Source organism: Intestinirhabdus alba (assembly GCF_009711095.1).
In the GTDB taxonomy this organism is placed as follows: domain Bacteria; phylum Pseudomonadota; class Gammaproteobacteria; order Enterobacterales; family Enterobacteriaceae; genus Intestinirhabdus; species Intestinirhabdus alba.
Map to the genome: position 1 here is coordinate 88,705 of NZ_WMJZ01000010.1, position 24,928 is coordinate 113,632.

A 24,928-nucleotide genomic window follows, 5' to 3' on the forward strand; every position below is an offset into this window, starting at 1 on the left:
CGTTGTGAATGTCGTCAGCCCAGGGCCCGGGCTAACAGGGTGATGGGATGTTCGCAGCGTTTGCTGGTGGACATCTCAATCTGCCATTTGCAGGTTTCACAGTCGGAGACCACCAGGTCCGCGCCGCTTTCCTCAATTTGCTTAAACAGCGGGGCACCGATGGCCTGGGAGGTGGGATAGTTCTCCTTCTTAAAGCCGTAGGTGCCGGCGATGCCGCAGCACTGCGAGTCCAGCACCGTCAGCTCAAGGCCGGGAATGCGCCGCAGCAGCTCCAGGGTATAGAGCGTCCAGCCCATTTTTTCCATATGGCACGGCGTATGGTAAACCACCTTCAGCGGCAGCGGCTTCAGCGGCAGCGTTTTCCCCTCGTCCAGCCTGCGCCACAGCCAGCGGGTGGCCAGCTCGATATGGTCGCGCAGATCCGCGTTATCGACGTCCAGCACCTCCGGATATTCGTCGCGCAGCGCAAAGGTACAGGTGGAGGAGGTGGCGATAACCGGAATGCCCTCACCGATGGCTTCGCGCAGGGACGCCACGTTGCTTATCGCCTGCTTTCGCGCTTTGTCGGTAAAGCCGTTGGCGATCAGCGGCACCCCACAGCACTTCTCCTTGCTCAGCAGCACGACGCCGGTGCCCGTCGCGTTGAACACCTTAATCAGATCCTTCCCGAGCTGCGGGTGGTTGTAGTTGACGAAGCAGCCGTGGAAAAAGGCCACCCGATCGGCATACTGCGCCTGCCGGGCGGCCTGGCTGCGATACCAGCGGCGGAAGGTGCCGAAGGAGTATTTCGGCAGCGTGCGGCGATGGTCGATTTTCAGGGCGTAGTCCAGCAGCTGGCGCACCGGCTTCAGGGCGGTGGCGGTATTGACCACCGGCGCGAAGGGCGTGGAGACGCTGCCCATCAGGTCGGTATGGCTTAAGATAAAGTTGCGCAGGGACGGGCGCGCGGTGTCATATTTCGCCCGCGCGCGCTGGATAATATCGCCAATTTTCACGTCCGACGGGCAGGCCACCTCGCAGCGCTTGCAGTTGATGCAGTACTTCAGCGCGTCGTCGTACAGCGCGCCGTCCTTCAGGCGCAGGCGCTCGCCGTCGGGGCCGGCCTGTTTTGGTCCCGGATAGCCAGGGTTGACGCGGCTGACCGGGCAGGCGGTGGTGCATACGGTGCATTTAATGCAGCTCTCAAAACGGGTATCGCTCATTGCTGATCTCCTGCGCGCCGGGCAATCTGGTGGGCGGCATACAGGGCGGTTACCGCGCTGACGCCGCCTCCGCATCCCTGGGAAATGGGGTCGAAGCCGCCGAGCACCGAGCCGATGGCAAACAGGTTGTCCACCGTTTTGCCGGCCAGCGACGGCCGCAGCGCCTTATCGGTCACCACGCCGAACTGCTGCCAGGGCTGCGGATCGAAAAAGTCCGGCCGATACCATTCGGCGCGGGTGGCGGTTTGCCGCACGTCCAGCCCGAGAATCGCTTCGCGGACGCCGTCGCGCCCGGCAGTCAGCCCGCTGCTGAAGAAGCTGCCGCTGGCGAGCACCGCGAAGCGCGGGCGCAGCGGGATATCGGCATGGTTGCGGGTATGGATTTCGCTTACCGCGCCGTCGCGGCAGGTGACCGCCGTTACCTCATCGCCCGGCATCCAGATGCCGCCCTGGCGCACGAAGCGGCGCTGCAGCTGGTTATGCAGGCGAATGCCCGGCACCGAAGGCGGCAGGGTGGGCAACAGCGCCAGCGGGCAGGGGAGCCGTTCGTTGAGCCAGCGCCACAGCGCGTCATCCGCCAGCCCGAAGCAGGCGGGCATCATCAGCATTTCGTAGCGCTGCGCTATGGGCAGCAGCGCCTCGTACAGCCGCGGCCACAGCGCTTCGTTGTCGAGGACGCGGGCGATGTTAACGGCGCGAAACTCGGTGGCGTTATCGCGCAGAACGTCCAGCTCCGGCAGTTCGATCTCCGCCGTTTCAACCTGCAGATTGCGCTGGCGCAGCGAGGCCGCCGCCAGATGGGCCTGAAAGTCGAGCAGGCCGCTGATGCCGACCACGCAAATTTGCCGGGCGCTGAGCGGCCAGACCGGCGTCTCCGGGGCGCTCAGCCAGGTGGTGCGCAGGGTGCCCAGCGGGGTAACGCGCTGATGCGCCTGGCGGACCTCTCCCCGCAGTCGGGTTCCGCATTCGCCCATCAGTACCCGGGCCTGTTCCGCCAGATCCAGCACGGTCTGCGCGCCGAGCAGCGCGTAGGGATGCTCCGGTGCCTGGGCGCTCAGGGCGTTCAGGCCGTCGGCAATATCCTCCACCGGCTGGCCGTCCGGCAGGACGCTGAGGAGATCCAGCGATCCGGAGGAGAAGTGCAGCGCGCTCTGTCCACGGGTGACAATCGCGCAGCGTAAGCCCTGTTTTTGCAGCTGCAGGCCGCACAGCAGGCCGGCGAATCCGCCGCCCATAATGACCGTATCAAATCTCATCGCCCGGCTCCTTCTCCAGACCGCAAAGCCCCTGATAAACCCAGCGCGTAAATTCGCTTTCGCGCAGCGCATCGCCCCAGGCGATGGGCTGTACGCCCTTCCAGCGCTCATTGAGAAAATCCGAAAGCTGGGTAAGGGACTGCGCCGGGGTGGTGATGTTAAAGCGCTGCAGCAGGCCGGCGGCGCGGCAGGCGCACAGCTCGCCCTGGCAGGTGCCCATGCCTACGCGGGTGCGGCGACGCAGGTCGAGCAGGCTGTGCACGTTCAGATTTTCAACCGCGTACTGCACCTCGCCCGCGGTGACCGCTTCGCACTCGCAGACCACGCTGCGGTGGTGGCGGCCTTCGCTCAGCCACGCGGGGGTGCGATCGCCGTGACGATACACCGCCGAGCCGCGCAGCGGCGCGGGCAGGGAGATAATGCGCTTTAAGGTGTTTTCGGTCGGCTCATGAGAGCCGGGCAGCGGTGCCTCGGCGGTCGTGCAGGGGCGGCTGTTGCCAAGCTTACGGCAGACCGCGTCGGTGGCCCACTCCGCCATCAGGCGGTAGGTCATCAGCTTGCCGCCGGTGATGGTAATAAATCCGTCGAGGCCGTCGCGTTCGGCGTGATCGAAAAGCACGATGCCGCGGCTGACGTTACGTCCGCTCGGATCGTTGTCGCTGGCCACCAGCGGGCGCACCCCGGAGTAGGCGCGCAGAATGCGGGTTTGCGCCATTACCGGGGCCAGCTTCTCGCCCTCGCGCAGCAGAATGTCGACCTCGTCGGCGGTCACCCGGTTGCTGTCGATGTCGCGGTAATCAATATGGGTTGAGGTGGTGCCGATCAGTGAAATGGTGTCGCCGGGCACCAGAATATCGGCGTCCGACGGCTTACGGCAGCGGTTAATCACGTGCTGGTTGATGCGGTGATCCACGATCAGCAGCGATCCCTTGGCCGGGAACATGCGGATGTTCAGATCGGCGTATTCGGCGATGCGCTGGCCCCAGATGCCGGCGGCGTTGACCACCACCGGCGCGTGCAGCGACAGGGTCTCCCCGGTGAGGTGGTTACGCAGGTGAACGCCGCAGACCGTCGCCCCTTCGCGGATAAGGCCAATAACCTCATGGGCGGTCAGTATCGTCGCCCCGTGCTCCCTGGCGTCCAGCATATTGGCGGCGGTCAGGCGGAAGGGATCGACGGTGCCATCCGGTACTTTAACCGCGCCGATCAGCTGCGGGTTGACCGCAGGTTCAATCAGGCGCGCCTGCTGCGGATCGATCGCCTCAGCGCGGATCCCCGCCGCTTCGCAGGCGCGGATAAAGGTGGCCTGAAAGCCAAGATCGTCTTCCGGCAGGGTAATAAAGAGTCCGTCCGTCGGCTCCACGCAGTGGCGGGCGATACGCTTCAGGATCTGGTTTTCGCTGATGCATTCGCGGGCGGACTCCGCGTCGGTAACGGCGTAGCGCGCCCCGCTGTGCAGCAGGCCGTGGTTGCGGCCGGTAGCGCCGGTGGCGATATCGTGGCGTTCGACCAGAATAGCGCGCAGCCCGCGCAGGGCGCAGTCGCGGGCTATCCCTGCGCCGGTGGCTCCGCCGCCAATGATAATCACGTCACCCGTTTGCGCGTCGCGAGATTTCATTGCTCATCCTCACAGTTCGTTTTTTATCATTTAGCCACACAAAAAGCGCGGTTTGTTTGATTTCGCGCATATTCGAGCATTTTTCGAAAATGAAACGTGATTCCATGCGTCTTTTTGAACATTTGTCATAGATCTGTAACACTCTGTGCTTTAATTCACATTCACATTATGTAACTTTACATAACATCGCGACCGCCCCGGAAGCAGCAGGGGTTGTACCGTACTTAATCACTACTAAAAAATGAGCCACGGAGGCTTTATATGTTGAGTATTTTTAAACCTGCGCCCCACAGGGCGCGTTTGCCCGCTGCGGAGATCGATCCGACCTACCGCCGGCTGCGCTGGCAAATTTTTCTGGGGATTTTCTTTGGCTATGCCGCGTACTATCTGGTGCGCAAGAACTTTGCCCTGGCGATGCCCTGGCTGGTGGAGCAGGGCTTTTCGCGCGGCGATCTGGGCTTTGCCCTGTCGGGCATCTCTATCGCCTACGGATTTTCGAAATTCATCATGGGGTCGATTTCCGACCGCTCGAATCCGCGCGTTTTTCTGCCCGCCGGCCTGATTCTGGCGGCGATGGTGATGCTGTTTATGGGCTTTGTGCCCTGGGCGACCTCAAGTATCACCGTCATGTTCGTGCTGCTCTTTCTCTGCGGCTGGTTCCAGGGGATGGGGTGGCCGCCGTGCGGCCGCACCATGGTGCACTGGTGGTCGCAGAAAGAGCGCGGCGGCGTGGTGTCGGTGTGGAACTGCGCCCATAACGTCGGCGGCGGTATTCCTCCGCTGCTGTTCCTGCTGGGCATGATGTGGTTTAACGACTGGAAGGCGGCGTTCTATATGCCGGCGCTGGGCGCGGTTCTGGTGGCCCTGTTCGCCTTCGCCATGATGCGCGATACGCCGCAGTCCTGCGGCCTGCCGCCCATCGAAGAGTACAAAAACGACTATCCGGACGATTACAACGAAAAGGCGGAAGAGGAGCTGACCGCGAAGCAGATCTTTATGCAGTACGTGCTGCCAAACAAGCTGCTGTGGTATATCGCTATCGCTAACGTCTTTGTCTATCTGCTGCGCTACGGCATTCTCGACTGGTCGCCGACCTATCTGAGAGAGGTGAAGCACTTCGCGCTGGATAAATCCTCCTGGGCCTATTTCCTCTACGAGTACGCCGGTATTCCTGGCACCCTGCTGTGCGGCTGGATGTCCGATAAGGTCTTCCGCGGCAACCGTGGCGCTACCGGCGTCTTCTTTATGACCCTGGTGACCATCGCCACCATCGTTTACTGGCTGAACCCGGCCGGCAACCCGACGGTGGATATGATCTGCATGATTGTCATCGGCTTCCTGATCTACGGTCCGGTTATGCTGATCGGCCTGCACGCCCTCGAGCTGGCACCGAAAAAGGCGGCGGGCACCGCGGCGGGCTTCACCGGCCTGTTCGGCTACCTCGGCGGCTCGGTGGCGGCCAGCGCCATCGTCGGCTATACCGTCGACTTCTTCGGCTGGGACGGCGGCTTTATGGTGATGATCGGCGGCAGTATCCTGGCGGTCCTTCTGCTGATCGTTGTGATGATCGGCGAAAATCGTCGTCATCATGAGCTGCAGATGAAACGCGGCGGGGAGTAAAACGATGAAAACCTCTCTGATAAACCTGAGCGCAGCGCTGATGCTGGCCGGTGCCGTCGTCAGCGGCAGCGTCTTCGCCGCTGAGAAGATTGTCATTGCCCACCGCGGTGCCAGCGGCTATCTGCCGGAGCATACGCTGCCGGCGAAGGCGATGGCCTACGCCCAGGGCGCGGACTATCTGGAGCAGGATCTGGTGCTGACCAGGGACGACCGGCTGATTGTCCTGCATGACCACTATCTCGACCGGGTCACCGACGTTGCGGAGCGTTTTCCTGACCGCGCGCGCAAGGATGGCCGGTATTACGCTATCGACTTCACCCTCGACGAGGTTAAATCGCTGAAGTTTACTGAAGGGTTCGATATCAAAAACGGTACGAAGGTGCAGACGTATCCTGGCCGCTTCCCGATGGGAAAGTCTGATTTTCGCATTCACACCTTCGAAGAAGAGATTGAGTTTGTGCAGGGGCTGAACCATGCCACCGGTAAGAACATCGGTATCTATCCGGAGATTAAGGCTCCGTGGTTCCACCATCAGGAAGGCAAGGATATCGCGGTAAAAACGCTGGAGGTGCTGAAAAAATATGGCTACACCGGTAAGCAGGATAAGGTTTTTCTGCAGTGCTTTGACGTCGCCGAGCTGAAGCGCATCAAAAACGTGCTGCAGCCGAAGATGGGCATGGATCTTAACCTGGTGCAGCTGATTGCCTATACCGACTGGAACGAAACGCAGCAGAAGCAGCCGGACGGCAGCTGGGTGAACTACAGCTACGACTGGATGTTCCAGCCCGGCGCGATGAAGCAGGTGGCGGAGTATGCCGACGGCATTGGCCCTGACTACCATATGCTGATTGCGGACTCTTCGAAGAAGGGGGCGATTAACCTGACCGGCATGATGCAGGACGCGCGGCAGAATAAGCTGCTGGTGCATCCCTTTACCGTGCGGGCGGACCAGCTTCCGGACTATGCGGCCGACGTGACGCAGCTGTATGACATTCTGTACAACCAGGCGGGCGTCGACGGGCTGTTCACCGACTTCCCCGATAAGGCGGTGCAGTTCCTCGAAAAACGCTGACGCCCCGTCAGCCAAAACCCCGGCCAGCCGTGCCGGGGTTTTTTTTGCCCGCCGCGCCATTTATCCCCGGACGCAGAAGTCCAGTTACGATCTTCAATTTCTTAAGAAAGACTTAACAAAAAGAACTATATTCATTTCGGCGTAGTGATTGTCAGTACAATAATGGATGAAATGAGATGACAGTATCAGCAAAACACGACGAATTTAGCCGCTGGTGGGCAACGGAAGGCGACTGGGTGGAAGAGCCTAACTATCGCCGTAAGGGTATGAGCGGGGTGCAGTGCGTGGAGCGCGACGGCAAAAGGCTCTACGTTAAGCGCATGACCCACCATCTGTTTTACTCGCTCCGCTACCCCTTTGGCCGCCCGACCATCGTGCGGGAGATCCGCGTCATTAAGGCGCTGGAGCGCGCCGGGGTGATCGTGCCAAAAATCGTCTACGGCAGGGCGACCAAAGTGGACGGTGAATGGCGGGCGCTGCTGGTTACCGAAGACATGGCCGGCTTTATCAGCATCGCCGACTGGTATCATCGCCATGCGGTAACGCCCTACCCGGATGAGGTGCGTGAGGCGATGCTCAGGGCGGTGGCCCTGGCGTTTAAAAAGATGCACCGCATAAAGCGCCAGCACGGCTGCTGTTACGTCCGGCATATTTACGTTAAAACCGAAGGCGAGGCGGAAGCCGGCTTTCTCGATCTTGAAAAGAGCCGCCGCCGCTTCAGCCGCAGCCGGGCGGCTGGCCATGATTTCGCCCAGCTGGAGAAGTATCTCGATCCGATCCCCCGGGCCGACTGGGAGAAGGTGAAGGCGTACTACCACGCCCTGCCGTAGCCGTGGGCGCTTTCCGACGCCGCCGGGCCGTTCGTCCAGCGCGCGGCGCGGCAGAGGGTGCTACATTTCGATTTCAATATCCCCTTTCGCCCGGCAGCAGCAGGGCAGGATTTCGCCCGGCTGAATGCAGGCTAAAGGCTCGGCGATCCAGTCCACCTGGCCCGCCAGCAGGCGGCAGCGGCAGGAGCCGCAGTAGCCCTCCCGACACTGGAACTCAACGTTAACGTTATGCGACTCCAGCGCCGCCAGCAGGGAGGGGTACTCCTCCCTGCACAGCAGCTGTGCGCCGGTGATGCGCAGCGTCACGCGGCCCATCAGAGCTGAAAGTTGCTCAGATCGTCGGTATCGACTTCCGAATCGATTTGTCCGACCAGGTAAGAGCTGACCTCCACCTCCTGCGGTGCCACCTGCACGTTGTCAGACACCAGCCAGGTATTGATCCACGGAATCGGATTGGAGCGCGTCTGGAACGGCAGATCGAGCCCCACCGCCTGCATGCGGATGTTGGTGATGTACTCGACATACTGGCAGAGAATGTCTTTATTGAGGCCGATCATCGAGCCGTCGCGGAACAGGTATTCCGCCCACTCTTTCTCCTGCTGCGCCGCCTGCACGAACAGGTCATAGCACTCCTTTTGACATTCGTTGGCGATCTCCGCCATTTCCGGATCGTCGCTGCCGGAGCGCAGCAGATTCAGCATATGCTGGGTGCCGGTCAGGTGCAGGGCTTCGTCCCGGGCGATAAGGCGGATAATTTTGGCGTTGCCCTCCATCAGCTCGCGCTCGGCGAAGGCGAAGGAGCAGGCGAAGCTGACGTAGAAGCGGATCGCCTCCAGCGCGTTAACGCTCATCAGGCACAGATAGAGCTTTTTCTTCAGCTCGCGCAGGCTTATGGTCACGGTTTTGCCGTTGACGGTGTGGCTGCCTTCGCCCAGCAGGTGCCAGTAGCTGGTCATCTCGATAAGCTCATCGTAATAGCGAGAGATGCCCTCCGCGCGCTTCTGGATCTGTGCGTTGGTGACGATATCGTCAAACACCACCGACGGATCGTTAACGATATTGCGGATGATGTGGGTGTAGGAGCGCGAGTGGATGGTTTCCGAAAAGGCCCAGGTTTCCACCCAGGTTTCCAGCTCCGGAATGGAGATCAGCGGCAGCAGGGCGACGTTCGGACTGCGCCCCTGAATGGAATCCAGCAGGGTCTGGTACTTCAGGTTGCTGATAAAAATGTGCTTTTCATGCTCCGGCAGCGCCTGGTAGTCGATGCGGTCGCGGGAGACGTCGACCTCCTCCGGACGCCAGAAGAAGGAGAGCTGTTTTTCGATCAGCTTTTCAAAGATGTCATATTTTTGCTGATCGTAGCGTGCAACGTTTACCGGCTGGCCGAAAAACATCGGCTCCAGCAGCTGGTCATTTTTCGTCTGTGAAAACGTAGTGTATGCCATTGAAGTGAATCCTTTATGGGATGAGCGCCGGATGGCGGCGCAAGCGCCTTATCCGGCCTACAAGCCGTGCAATTGCAGGCCGGGTAAGCGTCGTCGCGCCACCCGGCATCATTCATCAGATCTTACATGCGCCGCTTTCGCAGCCGTCGTCCTGAACAGACGGCACCATGTCGTCCTGGGCATCCTCCGCACCGTCGCGAGTGTTCTGATAGTACAGCGTCTTCACGCCAAACTTATAGGCGGTAAGCAGATCCTTCAGCAACTGCTGCATCGGCACCTTGCCCGACGGGAAGCGCGACGGATCGTAGTTGGTGTTGGCGGAGATCGACTGATCGATAAACTTCTGCATAATGCCCACCAGCTGCAGGTAGCCGTCGTTGCCCGGCATCTCCCACAGCAGCTCGTAGGCGGAGCCCAGGCGCTCGTAATCCGGCACCACCTGGCGCAGAATGCCGTCCTTCGACGCCTTAATGCTGACGTAGCCGCGCGGCGGCTCAATGCCGTTGGTGGCGTTGGAGATCTGCGAAGAGGTCTCGGACGGCATCAGGGCGGAGAGCGTGGAGTTGCGCAGGCCGTGGGTTCTGATGGACTCACGCAGCGTCTCCCAGTCGAGGTGCAGCGGCTCGCTGACGATGGCGTCCAGATCCTTTTTATAAGTGTCGATGGGCAGGATGCCTTTGGCGTATGTGGTTTCATTGAACCACGGGCAGGCACCTTGCTCTTTCGCCAGCTCGTTGGAGGCCTTCAGCAGGTAATACTGAATGGCTTCGAAGGTTTCATGGGTCAGGTTGTTGGCGCTGCCGTCGGAGTAGCGCTTGCCGTTCTTCGCCAGCCAGCAGGCGAAGTTGATCACCCCAATGCCCAGCGTACGCCGCCCCATCGCCCCGCGTCTGGCCGCCGGGATTGGGTAGTCCTGATAGTCGAGCAGGGCGTCCAGCGCGCGTACCGCCAGCACCGCCAGATCTTCCAGCTCCGCCAGGCCGCTGATGGCACCGAGGTTAAAGGCTGACAGGGTGCACAGGGCGATTTCACCGCTCTCGTCGTTGACGTCCATCAGCGGTTTGGTCGGCAGGGCGATCTCCAGGCACAGGTTGGACTGGCGCACCGGTGCCACCTGCGGATCGAACGGGCTGTGGGTGTTGCAGTGGTCAACGTTCTGAATATAGATACGGCCGGTGGAGGCGCGCTCCTGCATCATCAGGGAGAAGAGATCCACCGCTTTTACCCGCTGCTTACGGATGCTGTCGTCTTTTTCATACTTCGTGTAGAGGCGTTCGAACTCCTCCTGATCGGCGAAGAAGGCGTCGTACAGACCCGGCACGTCGGACGGGCTGAACAGGGTGATCTCTTCCCCCTTCAGCAGGCGGGTGTACATCAGCTTGTTAATTTGTACCCCGTAGTCCATATGGCGCACGCGGTTGCCTTCGACGCCGCGGTTGTTTTTCAACACCAGCAGGCTTTCGACTTCCAGATGCCACATCGGGTAGAAGAGGGTGGCCGCGCCGCCGCGAACCCCGCCCTGGGAGCAGGATTTAACCGCCGTCTGGAAGTGCTTATAGAACGGAATGCAGCCGGTATGGAACGCCTCGCCGCCGCGAATCGGGCTGCCCAGCGCGCGAATGCGCCCGGCGTTGATGCCGATACCGGCGCGCTGGGAGACATATTTCACGATGGCGCTGGAGGTGGCGTTGATGGAGTCGAGGCTGTCGCCGCACTCGATCAGCACGCAGGAGCTGAACTGGCGCGTCGGGGTACGCACGCCGGACATGATTGGCGTCGGCAGCGAAATTTTAAAGGTGGAAACCGCGTCGTAGAAGCGCTTCACGTAGTCAAGGCGCGTTTCGCGTGGATAGCCGGAGAAAAGGCAGGCGGCGACCAGCAGATAGAGGAACTGAGCGCTTTCGTAGATCTCGCCGGTAACGCGGTTCTGAACCAGATATTTGCCTTCCAGCTGCTTTACCGCCGCGTAAGAGAAGGTCATATCGCGGTCGTGAACGATAAACGAGTCCATCTGCTGGAACTCTTCTTCCGTGTAGTCTTCCAGCAGATGATTGTCGTACTTGCCCAGCGCCACCATTTTTACCACGTGGTCGTAGAGCGCCGGCGGCTCGAACTGGCCCCAGGCTTTTTTACGCAGATGGAAAATCGCCAGACGTGCGGCCAGGTACTGGTAATCCGGCGCGTCCCGGGAGATCAGGTCGGCGGCGGCTTTGATGATCGTTTCATGGATGTCGGACGTTTTGATACCGTCATAAAACTGAATGTGCGAGCGCAGTTCGACCTGAGAAATTGAGACATTGCTCAACCCCTCTGCCGCCCAGTCCAGAACGCGGTGGATTTTGTCGAGATTAATGCGTTCGGTGCTGCCATCACGCTTTGTCACCAGCAGACTCTGATTCATCTGTTTTTTACCTGTCCGTGAAAGAAAAAATATCCCCGGCACTATCCACAGCGCCGGTTGTGGCTAAACCTGTGGATAAACACTATATGTAGGGGGTTGGTGTTAATGAAAACGCTATATGGTGAGTATTCTAGTAGGGAATCTTTTCAGTACAAGAGTTGATTTTGAGGTTAAATTGAGGTTGCAAAAGGGTAAGAGTCGCCAGGTGCGCGTCCCGTAAGGGCTGGCGAGGTTGTCAAGAAATGACAAAAAAAATAGAAAATTTGATCGAACGCCGATTTCTTCGGCTAAGAAAAGAGCGAGCCCCGCGAAGAGGCTCGCTCTATGTCAAATTTCCTGGCGCTTTTTAGTCGATTCTGGCGCTGGTGTGCAACATGTAGTTAACATCGACGCCCGGCCCCAGCCTGAACGTGTTGCTGAGGGGATTATAGTGCAGCCCGATGATGTGCCGCTCCCGCAGCCCCGTCTGGTCAATCCAGCCCAGCAGCTCCGCGGGCTTGATAAACTTTTTCACGTCGTGAGTGCCTTTCGGCACCATGCGCAGGATATATTCCGCGCCGATCACCGCCATCAGCCAGGATTTGCCGTTGCGGTTCAGGGTAGAGAAAAAAACCTCGCCGCCGGGCTTCACCAGCCGGGCGCAGGCGTTAACCACCGACTGCGGGTCCGGCACGTGCTCCAGCATCTCCATGCAGGTGACCACATCGTACTGCCCGGGGTGCTTCGCCGCATGTTCTTCTACCGTCTCCTGCACGTACTCAACCTGAATGCCGCTCTCAAGGGCGTGGAGCCTCGCCACCTGCAGCGGCTCAAAACCCATATCAAGACCGGTCACCGCCGCGCCTTCACGCGCCATGCTCTCCGCCAGGATGCCCCCGCCGCAGCCGACGTCGAGCACCTTTTTGCCAAACAGCCCGCCGCAGCGCCCGGCGATGTACTCCAGCCGCAGAGGGTTGATGCGGTGCAGCGGCTTAAATTCGCCTTCTAAATCCCACCAGCGTGAGGCAACCGCTTCAAATTTAGCAATTTCCTGCTGGTCCACATTGTGCTTCATCGGCTCTGTTTCGCCATTCATCGGGGCATTCACTCCTTCCTGGGCAAGATAAATGAGTATATCAGGCAATCCTGGCGAAGAAAGTGAATATCCCCTCCTCCCCGGCGGGGCGTTTATCCCGCTGAATAACGTGCATAGGTTTACCTCAATCACGACGGCTGTGTTATAATTTCCGACCTTTGAATCCGGGATTACAGTAGAGGGATAGCGGTTAGATGAGCGACCTTGCGAGAGAAATTACACCGGTCAACATTGAGGAAGAGCTGAAAAGCTCCTATCTGGATTATGCGATGTCGGTCATTGTTGGCCGTGCGCTGCCGGATGTCCGAGATGGCCTGAAGCCGGTACACCGTCGCGTACTTTACGCCATGAACGTATTGGGCAATGACTGGAATAAAGCCTATAAAAAATCTGCCCGTGTCGTTGGTGACGTAATCGGTAAATACCATCCCCACGGCGATACCGCGGTATATGACACCATCGTGCGTATGGCGCAGCCGTTCTCGCTGCGCTACATGCTGGTGGATGGCCAGGGTAACTTTGGTTCTGTCGACGGCGACTCTGCCGCAGCGATGCGTTATACGGAAATCCGTATGTCGAAGATCGCCCATGAGCTGATGGCCGACCTGGAAAAAGAGACGGTAGACTTTGTTGATAACTATGACGGCACGGAGAAAATTCCTGACGTCATGCCAACCAAAATTCCCAACCTGCTGGTAAACGGCTCGTCCGGTATCGCGGTCGGTATGGCCACCAACATCCCGCCGCACAACCTGACGGAAGTGGTTAACGGCTGCCTGGCCTATATTGATGATGAAGAGATCAGCATTGAAGGGCTGATGGCGCATATTCCGGGGCCGGACTTTCCGACGGCGGCGATCATCAACGGCCGTCGCGGCATCGAGGAAGCCTATCGCACCGGCCGCGGCAAGGTCTATATTCGCGCCCGCGCCGAGGTAGAGGTTGACGACAAAACCGGTCGTGAAACCATCATCGTTCATGAAATTCCTTATCAGGTGAACAAAGCGCGCCTGATCGAAAAAATCGCCGAGCTGGTAAAAGAGAAGCGCGTTGAAGGGATCAGCGCGCTGCGCGATGAATCCGATAAAGACGGTATGCGCATTGTGATCGAAGTGAAGCGCGACGCGGTCGGAGAGGTGGTACTTAACAATCTCTACTCCCAGACCCAGCTGCAGGTCTCCTTCGGCATCAACATGGTTGCGCTGCACCACGGCCAGCCGAAGATCATGAACCTGAAGGATATTATTTCAGCGTTCGTTCGCCACCGTCGTGAGGTGGTGACCCGCCGTACTATCTTCGAACTGCGTAAAGCCCGCGATCGCGCGCACATCCTTGAGGCGCTGGCGATTGCGCTGGCCAACATCGATCCGATCATCGAGCTGATTCGCCGTGCGCCGACCCCGGCGGAAGCGAAAGCGGGGCTGGTAGCGCGTCCGTGGGCTCTGGGCAACGTCGCCGCCATGCTGGAGCGCGCCGGTGACGACGCCGCGCGTCCGGAGTGGCTGGAGCCGGAGTTCGGCGTCCGCGACGGCCAGTACTACCTGACCGAACAGCAGGCCCAGGCGATCCTCGATCTGCGTCTGCAGAAGCTGACCGGCCTGGAGCATGAAAAGCTGCTCGACGAATATAAAGAGCTGCTGGAGCAGATTGCCGAGCTGTTGCACATCCTCGGCAGCGCCGATCGCCTGATGGAGGTGATCCGCGAAGAGTTAGAGCTGGTCCGCGATCAGTTTGGCGACGCGCGTCGCACCGAGATCACCGCCAACAGCGCCGATATCAACATTGAAGATCTGATAAGCCAGGAAGACGTAGTGGTTACCCTGTCTCATCAGGGATATGTGAAGTATCAGCCGCTGACCGACTACGAGGCGCAGCGTCGCGGTGGTAAAGGTAAATCCGCCGCGCGTATTAAAGAAGAAGACTTTATTGACCGCCTGCTGGTGGCCAATACCCACGATACGATCCTCTGCTTCTCCAGCCGTGGCCGTCTCTACTGGATGAAGGTGTACCAGCTGCCGGAAGCCAGCCGCGGGGCGCGCGGTCGTCCGATCGTCAACCTGCTGCCGCTGGAGGCCAATGAGCGTATTACCGCCATCCTGCCGGTTCGCGAGTACGAAGAGGGGGTGAACGTCTTTATGGCGACCGCCAGCGGCACCGTTAAGAAAACGGCGCTGACCGAGTTCAGCCGCCCGCGCTCCGCCGGGATCATCGCCGTTAATCTGAACGAGGGCGACGAGCTGATCGGTGTGGACCTGACCGCCGGCAATGATGAAGTGATGCTGTTCTCCGCCGCCGGTAAAGTGGTGCGCTTTAAGGAGAATGCCGTCCGGGCGATGGGCCGTACCGCCACCGGCGTGCGCGGCATTAAGCTGGCGGACGAAGATAAAGTGGTTTCGCTGATCGTGCCGCGTGGCGAAGGCGCTATCCTCACCGTGACGCAAAACGGCTACGGTAAGCGTACCGCCGAAGGCGAGTATCCGACCAAGTCGCGCGGAACCCAGGGCGTTATCTCCATTAAGGTCACCGAGCGTAACGGCACCGTGGTGGGCGCGGTGCAGGTAGATGACTGCGACCAGATCATGATGATCACCGACGCCGGCACCCTGGTGCGCACCCGCGTTTCGGAGATCAGCGTGGTGGGCCGCAATACCCAGGGCGTGATCCTGATCCGGACGGCGGAAGAGGAGCACGTGGTCGGCCTGCAGCGCGTGGCGGAGCCGGTCGACGACGAGGAGCTGGACTCCATCGACGGCAGCGCTGCGGAAGGGGATGACGATATCGCCCCGGAAGCGGAGAGCGACGACGAAGCGGCGGATGACGACGCCGAGTAAAATAGCGTAATGCCAGGGGCCGGATAAAAACCGGCCCTTTTCTTTTATTACGCCAGTATCAGCCGGCTACTGGCTAAGTTATTCGCGCCGCCGGGGCTCCTGAACGAGCCTTTATGCCGCTGCTAAAGGTAAACGCGGCTTGAAGTATGCCGGGTATACCGCTACCTTAATCACACTCTATTGATTGACTGAGGCGGAGCTTCGCCCCTTTGAAATATCTGGCTTCCTTTCGCACCACCCTGAAGGTTTCGCGCTATCTTTTCAGGGCGCTGGCGCTGCTTATCTGGCTGCTTATTGCCCTGTTTTCGGTGTTTTACATCGTCAACGCCCTGCACCAGCGGGAGTCTGAGATCCGCCAGGAGTTTAACCTCAATTCCGACCAGGCCCAGCGCTACATCCAGCGTACCTCTGACGTCATGAAAGAGCTGAAGTACATCGCTGAAAACCGTCTGGCGGCGGATAACGGCGTGCTGTCGTCGCGGGCGCGCGACGATAAAATCGTGGTGCCCACCTTTGAGCCGCTGGTTGCCGATTCCGACTGTACCGCTATGGGCAACGCCTGGCGCGGTTCGCTGGAGTCGCTGGCGTGGTTTATGCGCTACTGGCGCGATAACTTTTCCGCCGCCTACGATCTTAACCGCGTTTTTTTAATCGGCAGCAACAGCCTCTGTATGGCCAACTTCGGCCTGCGCGACATGCCGGTCGAGCGCGACGAGGCGCAGCGGGCGCTGCATGAGCGTGTGATGAAGCACCGCAACACGCCGCAGGACGAGGCGGGAAATAACCTCTTCTGGATAGGCCAGGGCCCGCGCCCCGGCACCGGCTATTTTTATGCCCTGACGCCGGTCTATCTGGCGAATCGCCTGCAGGCTCAGCTGGGCGTTGAGCAGTCCGTGCGAATGGAAAATTTCTTTACGCCGGGCAGCCTGCCGATGGGCGTCACCCTCCTTGACGAGAACGGCCACGTGCTGATTTCGCTCACCGGCGCGGAGGGGAATATTAAAGTGGAGCCGCGCTGGATGCAGGAGCGTTCATGGTTTGGCTACACGGCGGGCTTTCGTGAGCTGGTGCTGAAGAAAAGCCTGCCGCCGTCGTCGCTGAGCGTCGTCTATTCCGTCCCCGTCGATCAGGTGCTGGAGCGCATTCGTATGCTGGTGCTCAACGCCATTCTGTTCAACGTGCTGGTGGGAATAGGGCTGTTTACCCTGGCGCGGCTCTATGAACGGCGGATTTTCATTCCGGCGGAGAGCGACGCCCTGCGGCTGGAGGAGCATGAGCAGTTTAACCGTAAAATCGTCGCCTCCGCGCCGGTGGGGATATGCATTCTGCGCACTCTCGACGGCGTCAATATCCTCAGCAACGAGCTGGCCCACACCTACCTCAATATGCTTAACCATGAGGACCGGCAGCGGCTGACGCAGATCGTCTGCGGCCAGCAGGTCAACTTTGTCGACGTGCTGACCAGCAACAACACCAATCTGCAGATCAGCTTCGTCCATTCGCGCTACCGCAATGAAAACGTGGCGATCTGCGTGCTGGTGGACGTCTCGGCGCGCGTCAAAATGGAGGAGTCGCTGCAGGAGATGGCTCAGGCGGCGGAGCAGGCCAGCCAGTCGAAGTCGATGTTCCTTGCCACAGTAAGCCACGAGCTGCGTACTCCGCTGTACGGCATCATCGGCAACCTCGATCTGCTGCAGACCAAGGCGCTGCCGGAAGGGGTGGATCGCCTGGTAACGGCGATGAACAACTCCTCCAGCCTGCTGCTAAAAATCATCAGCGATATTCTTGATTTCTCAAAAATTGAGTCCGAGCAGCTGAAAATTGAGCCGCGGGCGTTCTCGCCCCGCGAGGTGATGAGCCATATCACGGCCAACTATCTGCCGCTGGTGGTGCGTAAGCAGATCGGGCTGTACTGTTTTATCGAGCCGGAGGTGCCGGTCACCCTGAACGGCGATCCGATGCGCCTGCAGCAGGTGATCTCCAACCTGCTCAGTAACGCCATTAAGTTTACCGATATCGGCTGTATTGTTCTGCACGTCCAGTGTGACGAAAACTACCTCAGCATTCGGGTGCGCGACACCGGCGTGGGCATTCCCGCCAAAGAGGTGGTGCGCCTGTTCGATCCCTTCTTTCAGGTGGGCACCGGCGTCCAGCGCAACTTCCAGGGGACCGGGCTGGGGCTGGCGATATGCGAGAAGCTGATCAATATGATGGACGGCGATATCGCCGTGGATTCTGAGCCGGGCATGGGCAGCCAGTTCACGCTGCGCATTCCGCTGTACGGCGCTCAGTATCCGCAGAAAAAGGGCGTGGAGGGGCTGTCCCGGACGCGCTGCTGGCTGGCGGTGCGCAACGCCTCGCTGTGCCGCTTTGTTGAAAACAGCCTGGCGCTCAGCGGCGTTGAGGTTATCAGCTATGAGGGGCAGACCCCTGCCGCTGACGATCTGCTGATTACCGACGAGGCGCGGCTGGCGCAGCCGTGGCCGGGGCGCGCGGCGGTTATTTTCTGCCGTCGGCACATCGGTATTCCGCAGGAGAGAGCGCCGGGTGAATGGGTGCACAGCGTGGCGTCGCCCCACGAACTGCCCGCGCTGCTGGCGCATATTTACTGCATTGAGCTGGATAGCGAGGCGCTTCCGTCGGCGCTGCCCGTGGCGGATCGCATCGCCGACAGCAACGACGATATGATGATCCTGGTGGTGGACGATCACCCCATTAACCGCCGGCTGCTGGCCGATCAGCTGGGATCGCTGGGCTATCAGTGCAAAACGGCGAACGACGGCGTCGATGCGCTCAACGTACTGAGCAAAAACCATATCGATATCATTCTGAGCGATGTCAACATGCCCAATATGGATGGCTACCGCCTGACGCAGCGGATCCGCCAGCTTGGGCTGACCCTGCCGGTGGTTGGCGTGACGGCTAACGCCCTGGCGGAAGAGAAACAGCGCTGCCTGGAGTCAGGTATGGACAGCTGCCTCTCCAAGCCGGTGACGCTGGATGTCCTGAAACAGACGCTGGCGGTTTACGCGGAGCGGGTGAGAAAGGCGCGAGATTAACGCCGCCATCGCCTTATCGGGCCAGCGGAGCCGTTTGTTGACTCCGCTGGCCCGATAAGCAAACGCCACCGGACAATGGCGGGAAATACGGTCGGCTTTTCCGCCTCTCAGAGCCAGGCTCATCAGGCGGGTGACCTGCCGTTTTGCACCCGGGCGCAGCCCGCACAAAACGCATCGCGTTTGTGCGGCCCCCCCGGAGAGCGCTTCGCGAATCCCCCTCACGTATCGGGTGTACGCTCCGGGCGCTGTCCGCGTGACAATGACGCCAGGCGGTTAGTCTTTATCCGCCGGACTCAGGGTGACGGAAGAGAGGTAGTTCAGCAGCGCGATGTCGTTCTCGACGCCGAGCTTCATCATCGCCGATTTTTTCTGGCTGCTGATGGTTTTAATGCTGCGGTTCAGCTTCTTGGCAATCTCTGTCACCAGGAAACCTTCGGCGAACAGGCGCAGCACCTCGCTCTCCTTCGGCGAAAGGCGCTTGTCGCCGTAGCCGCCAGCGCTGATTTTCTCCAGCAGGCGGGAGACGCTCTCCGGGGTGAATTTTTTCCCCTTCTGCAGCGCGGCCAGCGCCTTCGGCAGATCCGTCGGCGCGCCCTGTTTCAGGACGATGCCTTCGATATCAAGGTCAAGCACCGCGCTGAGAATAGCCGGGTTATTGTTCATGGTCAGCACAATGATCGACAGGTTCGGGAAGTGGCGCTTGATATATTTAATCAAGGTAATTCCATCACCATATTTATCTCCCGGCATGGAGAGATCGGTAATCAGTACGTGTGCATCTGATTTAGCCAGGTTATTGATTAACGCTGTGGAGTCTTCAAATTCGCCGACTACATTCACCCACTCGATTTGTTCAAGTGATTTGCGAATACCGAACAGTACGATCGGATGGTCATCGGCAATAATTACGTTCATAGTGTTCATGTATTTAGGCTACCTTGCTACAGCAAGCTTTTGACGTAAGCGTCAATGTCGCTGATATATTTCTCTATACCTGGAGCATCTTTTTCATGAATCAGATGTTCCAGCGTTTCACATAACTGCTTGCCGGGTACCAGATTTAGCATGGCAAACACGCCCTTCAGGCGGTGAGCCGTTTGGGCCAGCGCAGCGAAATCGCTGGTTGCCGCCTCAGTATACAACCTCTTAACATCATCCGGTACTGTGTCTACAAACAGTGCATAATAGCCGCTGGCATGAAGTTCGGCATTTTCATTTCCACCGGGGGATAGATCAGATATCGCCTCCTGGGCCAGCTGCTCCTCAATAAGCGCCAGTATCGCCTGCTGCATTGCGTTACTCATATTAAAGTTAACGCACAGCTGACCTGGCCCTATTTTTCGTACCCCAGGCTCATCATCGCTTAAAAGCAGGCCAGAGGCAGTAAGATTAGACGGATTATCCGTTAAAAAAAGATCATATTCTTGATTTAAAAATCTTTCGTCCGGGGTAAGGCAGGTAGCTCCCCAGTGTTCCAGCTGTCGCCGCACGATATGACGAATCTCGCTGGAGGTGACGTCAACCATCACGCTGACATCATCCAGCAGCCGCTCTTCCGTTTCCCTGTGCTGGCCGTGCGGTGCCATTTTAACATGTACGGTATAGCGTGTGCCAAGCGTATCCCGCGCTTTAATACTCAGATGGCCGCCCAGCTTGCGCGCCAGCTGGTCGCACAGCCAGAAGGTCAGCGGGTTGGCTTTACCGTAGCGGTCGCCCTGGGTCTCGTTAATATAGGGGAAGTGCAGATTGTCGATCTCGCTCAGGGTCACCCCTTCGCCGGTATCAAGGATGCGAAAGGTCAGGCGATCCGGCGATGATTCATCCTGGTCGACCTCAAGGGTGATTTTGCCAATCTGCGTTGTGGTAACGGCATACTGGATCAGCAGTAGCAGGATTCGCCGCAGAGCGCTGCGATCGCCGTGGCGCTCGTCGTTGGCGCTCAGATGATTATTGATGAGCAACTGCAGGCCTTTGCGGCGGATGGTTGGCAGCACCTCCGGCACCACGTCATCAATCAGCGCCTGCACGGAGAAAAGATCGGTGTCGCTTTTCCAGGTGTCGTTTTCCAGCACGTTGGCCAGCTGGATTTCCTCAATAATGCGCACCAGCAGCTCGGCCTGGCTCACCAGCTTTTGCGCCTCCGGGCCGCTTAACGCCGCAGCGCTCGCCGCCAGCTCGTTCACCGGATCCCTGAGGGCGCTGCCGATGTTCTGCATAAAGAGGGCGCGGCCGTGCTGATTTTTTTCATACAGGCGCTGGGCCTGCTTCAGCTTCTTATTCACCAGCACTTCGCGGTCCTGATCGCGAATAATAAAGATTTGCGTGCGCGACGCCGTCTGGCTGCGGAACAGGCGGATCTCGTACAGCTCGTTATTGATGGTAGCCTGAATGACCCCCTGATGCTGCTCCGCCATGCTGGTGATATTTTGCAGATTCAGGTGCGGCAGCAGGTGATCGGCGATCTTATTGCTGATGATCGTGCGGTTGGCCTCCTGGTCGTGCACCAGCAGCCCCAGCGGCAGCAGGGAGACGATCTCCTCGTTGATGGCCCGCAGCACTCTCAGCTCGTTGGTGGCGGCGCTGCTGGTGGCCACTTCGGTTGAGCGGCCGGGCTGATGGCGAAAGGTGGAGTAGCCGAACAGGGCCAGCGCCAGCAGGCCGATATTCAGCAGCAGCGGCAGCAGAATGTTTTGCAGCGTATCGAGCAGCAGCGTGCCGAAGGGCACCTGCCAGATCAGCCGCATACCGGTGGTGTTCAGCGCCGATGATATTTCGATTTTCGAGTCATTAAAGCTAATGCTGACGCTGTCCGTGGTCTCTTTGTCATTGCTGCGCGCGGCGGCAGGCGCGGTTTCAGGCTCAAGGCGGAAGCTGTCCAGCGCCATTCCAGGCGGGATCAGATCGTTGATCGGCAGATCGAAAGCCACGACGGTGGCCAGATGTCCCGGCTGGTTAAAGGTGGTGCGCAGCGTGAAATAGTGACCGTTCTGCCACGCCAGGCGGCGCAGCGAAGAGAAGCTTTCGCGCTCGTCCAGCGCGTTGGCCTGCTGCAGCATTTCCGCCCGCCGCGAGTCGACGATGTTGCCGATAGCGGACTCTTTAAACCCGGAGGCGAGATCCTTTAGCGGCAGCGTGGAGACCAGAATCAGGCTGTTGTCCTGGCCGTTCAGATAATACATTGACCAGGGTACGGATTCTGCGCCCCACAGCGTATCAAGATAGGTTGAAATGCGCTGGGTCATCTCCAGGGTAGAGCCGTCGTGAGAGCCGAAAATAAGCGCTTCGGTTTTTCGCCTGGGCTTTTCCAGATAATAGACGTCCTGCTTCAGGCGCGTCTCCTGCAGGCCTTCGCCGTTGGAGGGGGTCGTGGTGGCGGCGATATTGTCATACATTTGCCAGGTGACGTAGCGCCAGGCATCCACGCGCTTGTGGATCGCATGGGTAATGTCGACGACCTGATAGCTTTTATCCTTCAGCCAGGCGTTGACCGCGCTTTGCACCATCACGCCCATAGTGACCAGCAACACGATGATGAGCAGCAAAAAGAAACGGGTAATGCTTCCCGGCAGGAGGGAAAATCGGGTGGACGCCGCTGTATCAGACTGACTCATTCGTGGTGATGACCTGTGAAAACAACGCAAAAGGTGAAAAGGCAGTATAAAGGGTACGGCGTGAATTTCCATACTCTCGCTGACGGGGAAAGGGTGCATTTTTCCGAAAAGAGAGCCGCCGCCGCTGAGCGGGCTAATGCAGGCATATTATTTGCCTTATGCGCCACCCGCGGCCGCGTAGCCCGAAAACGGCACGGCAGGGACGAGCAGGTTATTCGCTGTTCCGACACAAGGAAGTGCTAATAATTGATTATTGTGATTATTTTAATGTTTGGCTATTGCGCCAGAGAGCGGCGACAGGGGCCAAAAAAAAAACCGAATGTGCGGCATCCGGTTATCAAGGGGGAAATGACCATTCAGTAAGGAATGACGGTAACAAATAAAAATTAATGATGATAGCGACGATATTGTAAGGGGGAGTGGCGCTGTTGTTTTGGCATTCAGTGCGCTAAAAAAACGTTTTGCAGCTTATTGTTTTAATATATTATTTTCCCGTTTTACCCGAAAAGCCTCTCGTTAATCTCCGGGAACTTATTGTAGTCATTGACCGGGGACGCGGCGTTCAAATCTGCTCCCGACAGATTTGTCACTCACCCCGGTCACAGTGTTTGCTATGTTCCCGGGGATAAATGAGGGACATCCCTGTCCCTCACCGAAGGCGACCTTCGGTCGGGCAAATTCGTTCCTGACGGATTTGTTGCACGTTTGCCGCATGATTCGGCCTGAGGGCCTCACCCCTTCGGGGCCAGCCCGGGGGCTGTTCAAAACGCACTGCGTTTTGTCATGCAACTCGAATTATTTGGGGTATATATATATTTCGCAATACTTTTAAAAAGTGCCCTGTCACTTATATTCTGAAACACCTGAATTGCGCTATGAAACATCTTTAACCGTCTGGTATCACATTCACATTAGATTAATCCAGGGTTTTACGGAAAATGAAACGGCCGCCTGATTAATAAAGGAGTAATCAGGATGCAGTGGCATAAAAAGTAAATAAAGGCAAAAGCTAAGGGTTAATAACGTGAAAATTAATGCACTCTCTCTTCTGATTCCCGCGCTGCTGGCGCAGCAAATGCGGCTGAGATTTATAATAAAGACGAAAATAAATTAGATCTGTTTGGTAAAGTCGACGGCCTGCACTATTTCTCTGACGATAAAAGCGCCGATGGCGATCGAACCTACGTTCGCTTTGGCTTCAGGGGCGAAACCCAGGTCAGCGATCTTATCACCGGCTACGGCCAGTGGGAGTATCAGATCCAGGAGAACGACGCTGAATCCACCGACAACGCCTGGACCCGCGTGGCCTTTGCCGGGGTGAAGTTTGGCGATGCCGGCTCTTTTGACTACGGGCGCAACTACGGCGTGGTGTATGACGTCACCTGCAGTCAAGGGGTAAAGATCTGGAACGCGGCTATGGCGATGAAGATATCCTGAAATACGTGGACGTCGGCGCGACCTGGTACTTCAACAAAAATATGTCCACCTGGGTGGATTACAAAATCAACCCGCTGGACGACAACCGCTTCACCCGCGATGCGGGCATTAGCACTGACAATATCGTCGCGCCGGGGCTGGTTTACCCGTTCTGACGGGCGTTGGCCGCTGAGCGTCAAAGAGAGGATATTCCCCCTCTCTGTCAGCAAACTGAAAGGCCAGTCGGGCCTTTTTTAACGCACTTTTACGACGCACGGACGGTCGCTTTTGGTGTAGTCTGTGTCGCAAAATTTCTCAGGGGAGGGCGCGTTGCTCATCGCCCGCAGGAGGACAATCAGGTATGGAGATAAACGTTGCCCGGGCCGTCGTGCTGGCCGCCGCGCTTTTTTTCACCGGCTGCGAAGAGGCTCCGACACCCGCTGACGCCACGCCGCCCGTCGTCATGGTGCTGCAGGGCAAGACGATGGGCACCGTCTGGCGGGTCAGCGCCGTCGGCGTGGACCCGCGGCGCGGTGCGGCGTTAAAAGAGCGAATACAGGCGCAGTTGGACGCCGACGATCGGCTGCTGTCGACCTATAAAAACGACTCCGCGCTGATGCGTTTTAACCACTCCGGCAGCCTGTCGCCCTGGCCGGTCAGCGAAGCGATGGCGGATATCGTCACTACCGCCCTGCGCATTGGTGCCCGCACCGACGGCGCGATGGATATTACCGTCGGGCCGCTGGTAAACCTGTGGGGCTTTGGCCCGCAGCAGCAGCCGGTAAATACGCCCACCCCGGCGCAAATCGAGGCGGCAAAGGCCCGGAGCGGGCTGCAGCATCTGACGGTCATCAATCAGGCGCGACGCCAGTATCTGCAAAAGGATATTCCCGATCTGTACGTCGATCTCTCCACCGTTGGCGAAGGCTATGCGGCGGATCGCCTGGCGCGTCTGATGGAGCAGGAGGGCATCGTTCGCTATCTGGTTTCCGTCGGCGGCGCGCTGAGCGGCCGGGGCATGAACGGTGAGGAGCGACCCTGGCGGGTGGCGATTCAGAAGCCCACCGACCGGGAAAACGCGGTGCAGGCGATAGTCGATATTAACGGCCACGGCATCAGCACCTCCGGCAGCTACCGGAACTATTACGAGCTGGACGGCCGACGCCTCTCGCACATTATCGATCCGCAGACCGGCAGGCCCATCGAACACAATCTGGTTTCGGTAACGGTTATCGCGCCAACGGCGCTGGAGGCGGACGGCTGGGACACCGGCCTGATGGTGCTCGGCGCGGAAAAAGCCAAAGAGGTGGCGCGTCGGGAAGGGCTGGCGGTCTATCTGATCGTCAAAGAGGGCGAGGGCTTTAAAACCTGGATGTCGCCGCAGTTCCACAGTTTTCTTATCAGCAATAAAAATTAAACCGCAAGATTGCTGGTTTTCGCCCGCGGATTTGCGGGCACACTGGACCTGAGTAAGCGCTATGCTGAATAAAGG

The 24,928-nt window shown here is 58.7% G+C and carries 15 protein-coding genes and 1 pseudogene; 7 read left to right on the forward strand and 9 right to left on the reverse strand.

Annotation, left to right across the window (positions count from 1 at the left end):
* Window positions 1-14: 14 nt before the first annotated feature.
* From glpC to glpA, 3 genes are read right to left on the reverse strand one after another with little or no spacing between them, the layout of a single operon-like run.
* Window positions 15-1,202, reverse strand: coding sequence for an anaerobic glycerol-3-phosphate dehydrogenase subunit GlpC (glpC, locus tag GJV78_RS09305; protein WP_155108073.1), 1,188 nt, complete (start codon window positions 1,200-1,202; stop codon window positions 15-17).
* On the reverse strand, window positions 1,199-2,458 hold the full coding sequence (glpB, locus tag GJV78_RS09310) for a glycerol-3-phosphate dehydrogenase subunit GlpB (protein WP_155108074.1): 1,260 nt from the start codon (window positions 2,456-2,458) through the stop codon (window positions 1,199-1,201). The genes glpC and glpB overlap by 4 nt, the downstream gene beginning before the upstream one ends.
* Complete coding sequence (glpA, locus tag GJV78_RS09315; protein WP_155108075.1) at window positions 2,448-4,076, reverse strand: anaerobic glycerol-3-phosphate dehydrogenase subunit A; 1,629 nt, start codon at window positions 4,074-4,076, stop codon at window positions 2,448-2,450. Before glpA ends, glpB begins: the two co-directional genes overlap by 11 nt.
* 261 nt (window positions 4,077-4,337) lie before the next feature.
* Between glpA and glpT the strand changes: the two genes are divergently transcribed.
* From glpT to inaA, 3 genes are all read left to right on the forward strand, one after another.
* On the forward strand, window positions 4,338-5,696 hold the full coding sequence (gene glpT / locus GJV78_RS09320) for a glycerol-3-phosphate transporter (RefSeq protein ID WP_155108076.1): 1,359 nt from the start codon (window positions 4,338-4,340) through the stop codon (window positions 5,694-5,696).
* Between the two features lie 4 nt (window positions 5,697-5,700).
* A complete protein-coding gene (gene glpQ / locus GJV78_RS09325; RefSeq protein ID WP_155108077.1) occupies window positions 5,701-6,768 on the forward strand; it encodes a glycerophosphodiester phosphodiesterase in 1,068 nt (355 codons plus the stop codon).
* A gap of 176 nt (window positions 6,769-6,944) precedes the next feature.
* Window positions 6,945-7,598: a lipopolysaccharide kinase InaA gene (gene inaA, locus GJV78_RS09330; protein ID WP_155108078.1), complete on the forward strand. Its 654-nt coding sequence runs from the start codon at window positions 6,945-6,947 to the stop codon at window positions 7,596-7,598.
* A gap of 60 nt (window positions 7,599-7,658) precedes the next feature.
* Here inaA and yfaE read toward each other — a convergent pair whose 3' ends face one another.
* The 4 genes from yfaE to ubiG form a co-directional block, all read right to left on the reverse strand.
* Window positions 7,659-7,913 (reverse strand): class I ribonucleotide reductase maintenance protein YfaE, encoded by a 255-nt coding sequence (yfaE, locus tag GJV78_RS09335; protein WP_155108079.1) that lies wholly within the window; start codon window positions 7,911-7,913, stop codon window positions 7,659-7,661.
* Window positions 7,913-9,043, reverse strand: a complete 1,131-nt coding sequence (nrdB, locus tag GJV78_RS09340; protein WP_155108080.1) for a class Ia ribonucleoside-diphosphate reductase subunit beta — start codon at window positions 9,041-9,043, stop codon at window positions 7,913-7,915. The genes yfaE and nrdB overlap by 1 nt, the downstream gene beginning before the upstream one ends.
* A 115-nt stretch (window positions 9,044-9,158) precedes the next feature.
* The gene (gene nrdA, locus GJV78_RS09345) at window positions 9,159-11,444 is read right to left on the reverse strand and encodes a class 1a ribonucleoside-diphosphate reductase subunit alpha (protein ID WP_155108081.1); all 2,286 of its coding nucleotides are present in this window, start codon (window positions 11,442-11,444) and stop codon (window positions 9,159-9,161) included.
* A 346-nt stretch (window positions 11,445-11,790) separates the two neighbouring features.
* A complete protein-coding gene (gene ubiG / locus GJV78_RS09350; RefSeq protein ID WP_155108082.1) occupies window positions 11,791-12,519 on the reverse strand; it encodes a bifunctional 2-polyprenyl-6-hydroxyphenol methylase/3-demethylubiquinol 3-O-methyltransferase UbiG in 729 nt (242 codons plus the stop codon).
* A gap of 194 nt (window positions 12,520-12,713) precedes the next feature.
* On the opposite strand from ubiG, the gene gyrA reads away from it, so the two are divergent.
* Window positions 12,714-15,350 carry a DNA topoisomerase (ATP-hydrolyzing) subunit A gene (gyrA, locus tag GJV78_RS09355; protein ID WP_155108083.1) on the forward strand — a complete coding sequence of 879 codons (2,637 nt, stop codon included), beginning with the start codon at window positions 12,714-12,716 and terminating at the stop codon, window positions 15,348-15,350.
* 209 nt (window positions 15,351-15,559) lie between these two features.
* Window positions 15,560-18,409, forward strand: a complete 2,850-nt coding sequence (gene rcsC, locus GJV78_RS09360) for a two-component system sensor histidine kinase RcsC (protein WP_155108084.1) — start codon at window positions 15,560-15,562, stop codon at window positions 18,407-18,409.
* Between the two features lie 273 nt (window positions 18,410-18,682).
* On the opposite strand, the gene rcsB is transcribed toward rcsC, so the two are convergent.
* The gene (gene rcsB / locus GJV78_RS09365; protein WP_155108085.1) at window positions 18,683-19,333 is read right to left on the reverse strand and encodes a response regulator transcription factor RcsB; all 651 of its coding nucleotides are present in this window, start codon (window positions 19,331-19,333) and stop codon (window positions 18,683-18,685) included.
* Window positions 19,334-19,350: 17 nt separating this feature from the next.
* On the reverse strand, window positions 19,351-22,020 hold the full coding sequence (rcsD, locus tag GJV78_RS09370; RefSeq protein WP_155108086.1) for a phosphotransferase RcsD: 2,670 nt from the start codon (window positions 22,018-22,020) through the stop codon (window positions 19,351-19,353).
* 1,024 nt (window positions 22,021-23,044) lie between these two features.
* Here rcsD and GJV78_RS09375 point away from each other — a divergent pair.
* Both GJV78_RS09375 and apbE read left to right on the forward strand, forming a co-directional pair.
* Window positions 23,045-23,612, forward strand: a pseudogene (locus GJV78_RS09375) (porin).
* A 185-nt stretch (window positions 23,613-23,797) separates the two neighbouring features.
* Entirely contained in the window at window positions 23,798-24,853 is a 1,056-nt protein-coding gene (apbE, locus tag GJV78_RS09380; protein ID WP_155108087.1) for an FAD:protein FMN transferase ApbE, read from the forward strand.
* Window positions 24,854-24,928: the final 75 nt, after the last annotated feature.